The organism is Burkholderia puraquae (assembly GCF_002099195.1).
Taxonomy (GTDB): domain Bacteria; phylum Pseudomonadota; class Gammaproteobacteria; order Burkholderiales; family Burkholderiaceae; genus Burkholderia; species Burkholderia puraquae.
Genome location: NZ_NBYX01000066.1, coordinates 1 through 1,239, shown reverse-complemented (window position 1 = coordinate 1,239; position 1,239 = coordinate 1). Strand labels below are relative to the sequence as shown.

The window sequence follows — 1,239 nt, the reverse complement described above, 5'->3', positions numbered from 1 at the left end:
TGACCCTGAACCGGATTTAGTCCCGATCGGAAGTGGAGATTTCCGGCTTGGTTGAGTTGTCGGGCGAGGCGGATTCCCTTGCCTGACGGGCGAATTCGGCAGGCGTCATCCACTGCAATGCGGAGTGGGGACGAACCTCGTTATAGTACGTGCGCCAGTCGTCGATTTTGCTCTGCGCGTCGGCCAATGACAAGAACCAATGCGCGTTCAGACATTCCTGCCGGAAGCGTCCGTTGAAGCTTTCGACCTTGGCGTTGTCAGTTGGCGTGCCCGGTCGGCTGAAATCCAGTTCAACGCCATGTTCATATGCCCAGCGATCCATTGCCTTCGAGATGAACTCGCTGCCATTGTCGACCTTGATCGTGGCCGGGTGGCCGCGCATGGCAGTGATACGCGTCAACGCTTCGACCACGTGTTCACCCTTCAAACTTTGGCCGACCTCGATGGCCAAGCATTCCCGTGTGTAGTTGTCGACGACGGTCAGTGTCCGAAGACGTCTCCCGTCGAACAGTGCATCTGCAACGAAATCCATGCTCCAGATTTCGTTGATCGTAGTCACGATATGCTTGGGCTGCCGTAGGCGTGCCGACTTGTTGCGCCGCGGCCGCTTATGCCGCAGCGACAGRCCTTCCGCGCGATATAGCCTGTACACGCGCTTGCAATTATCTCGCCAGCCTTCCCGTCGCAGGACCACGTGAACGCGTCGATACCCGTAGTGCACGCGCGTGGAGGTGATCTCCTTGATACGCATGAGCAGTGCCGACGAATCGCGCGCGACTGACTGATACCGATACAGCGAACGAGACATGCCAAACAACGCACAGGTCTTCGTCAGACTTGTTCGATAGCGATCACGCAACTCATCGATCAACATGCGCCGACGGGCAGGCTTCAGAGCTTTTTTGCGAGTACGTCCTGCAGCATGGCCTTGTCCAGGCTCAGGTCCGCCACAAGTCGCTTCAGCTTCGCGTTTTCCTCTTCGAGCTGGCGCAACCGGCGCAACTCGGAAGGTCCYAACCCTCCGAATTTCTTCTTCCAATTGTAGAAAGTCGCCTCGCTAATTCCGAGCTTGCGGCAGACTTCTTCGACCTTCGTACCCAGCTCGGCTTGCTTCAGTGCAAATGCGATCTGCTCTTCCGTAAACTTGCTCGTCTTCATGGCATGACCTTCGTGTCCGCTTGGACACATCATGCCGAATTTCTCTACTTTTGCGCCGGACTATTTCTTGGGTCAGGGTCA

At 56.6% G+C, this 1,239-nt stretch carries 1 protein-coding gene; it reads right to left on the bottom strand.

What is annotated here, in order from left to right:
• Positions 1-16 precede the first annotated feature (16 nt).
• Positions 17-1,158, bottom strand: a protein-coding gene (locus B7G54_RS37785) for an IS3 family transposase (RefSeq protein WP_106409077.1) whose coding sequence is annotated in 2 segments (ribosomal slippage) — positions 17-906 and positions 906-1,158 — 1,143 coding nt in all. Because the reading frame shifts where the segments join, the coding sequence is not laid out codon by codon here.
• Positions 1,159-1,239: the final 81 nt, after the last annotated feature.